2 protein-coding genes are annotated in these 1,695 nt (G+C 72.2%); both read right to left on the bottom strand.

Features of this window, described 5'->3' with window-relative positions:
- A partial coding sequence (gene rfbA, locus HCU73_RS18585) for a glucose-1-phosphate thymidylyltransferase RfbA (protein ID WP_168624977.1) occupies positions 1 to 801 on the bottom strand: 801 nt, incomplete at its 3' end.
- Positions 798 to 1,661, bottom strand: a complete 864-nt coding sequence (gene rfbD, locus HCU73_RS18580; RefSeq protein ID WP_168624976.1) for a dTDP-4-dehydrorhamnose reductase — start codon at positions 1,659 to 1,661, stop codon at positions 798 to 800. The genes rfbA and rfbD, both read right to left, overlap by 4 nt.
- Positions 1,662 to 1,695: the final 34 nt, after the last annotated feature.

The following is a 1,695-nucleotide window of genomic DNA, read 5'->3' as shown; positions in this document are numbered from 1 at the left end:
GTCGGCGGAAATCCACCCCTGGGCGTAGGCGATCTCGTCGGGCGAGCCGGTCTGCATGCCCTGGCGCTGTTCCAGCGTGCGCACGAAGTTGCCGGCGTCGAGCAGGCTTGCGTGGGTGCCGGTGTCGAGCCAGGCGAAGCCGCGGCCCATGCGGCTGACGCGCAAGGACCCGTCGGCGAGGTAGCTTTCGAGGAGGGTGGTGATCTCCAGTTCGCCGCGGGGCGAGGGCTGGACGTCGGCGGCGCGGTCGGGCGCCGAGGCGTCGAGGAAGTAGAGGCCGGTGACGGCGAAGCTCGAGGGCGGGACCTTGGGCTTCTCGATGATGGCGCGCACGGTGCCGTCCTCGGCGAAGTCGACCACGCCGTAGCGCTCGGGGTCGGCGACATGATAGCCGAAGACGGTGGCGCCCCAGGTCTGCACGCCGGCCTCGGTCAGGATCCGCGGCAGGCCGTGGCCGAAGAAGATGTTGTCGCCGAGCACCATGGCGGACGGCGCCCCGTTCAGGAACTCGCGGGTCAGCAGATAGGCCTGCGCGAGCCCCTCGGGCTTGGGCTGCACGATGTAGGTGAGGTGCAGGCCCCACTGGCTGCCGTCGCCGAGCGTGCGGATGAACTGGGCCTGGTCCTCGGGCGTGGTGATCACCGCGATGTCGCGGATGCCGGCCAGCATCAGCACGCTCAGCGGATAGTAGATCATCGGCTTGTCGTAGACCGGCAGGAGCTGCTTGGACACGCCGAGCGTGACCGGGTAGAGCCGCGTGCCGGAGCCGCCGGCCAGGATGATGCCCTTGCGCTGGGTCACGGGGTCGCTCCCTGTTGTCCGAGGTCATGCAGGATATCGCGCAAGCCCTGCCGCCAGTCAGGTCGGGGAATCCCGAACACGGCCGCGGTCGCGGAACAGTCCATCCGCGAGTTCGCCGGCCGCCGGGCGGGGGTCGGGTAGGCGCTGGTGGGGATGTCCTCGACGGCGCAGGCGAGCCCCGCGTCCGCGAAGATCGCGCGGGCGAAGCCGGCCCAGGAGGTGTCGGGCGCGCCCGAGAAGTGGTAGGTGCCGGACTTGCCCGGGTCGGCGATCAGCTGGTCCGCGATCGACAGGCAGGCCGCGGCGATGGCGCGGGCGGGGGTGGGCCCGCCGACCTGGTCGGCGACGATCGTCAGACGCTCGCGCTCGGCCCCGAGCCGCAGCATGGTCTTGACGAAGTTGTGGCCATGGGCCGAGACGACCCAGGACGTGCGCAGGATCGCGTGCGCTCCGCCCGCCGCGCGGGTGGCCTCCTCGCCCGCGAGCTTGGAGCGGCCATAGGCGCCGAGCGGCCCGGTCGGGTCCCCGGGCCGCCAGGGCGCCTCGCCGTCACCGGCGAAGACGTAATCCGTTGAGATCTGGACGAAAGGAATGCCGAGCGCGGCGCAGGCCTCGGCCATGGCGCCGGGGGCAGTGCCGTTGATGGTGGTGGCGAGCTCCTCCTCGCTCTCGGCCCGGTCGACGGCGGTATAGGCGGCGGCGTTGATCACGGCCGTGGGCCGATGCGCCCGGATCGCCGCGGCGCAGGCGGCGGGGTCGGCGAGGTCGGCCATATCCCGGCCGAGCGCAGTGACCTCCGGGGCCAGCGCCTGCAGTTCCGTGGCCACCTGGCCGGTGCGGCCGAAGACGAGGACCGTCATGCCGTCACCCCGCCTTGCCCAGCCGCTGCCCGAC

The sequence above is a fragment of the Roseicyclus persicicus genome, from assembly GCF_012395815.1.
GTDB classification, from domain to species: Bacteria; Pseudomonadota; Alphaproteobacteria; order Rhodobacterales; family Rhodobacteraceae; genus Roseicyclus; species Roseicyclus persicicus.
Note: the sequence above shows the minus strand (reverse complement) of the source record. Positions and strands in the feature narration are given on the sequence as shown.

Excerpts from the sequence above, each read along its gene's own strand:
- rfbD (WP_168624976.1), bottom strand. The coding sequence starts at position 1,661 with ATGACGGTCCTCGTCTTCGGCCGCACCGGCCAGGTGGCCACGGAACTG.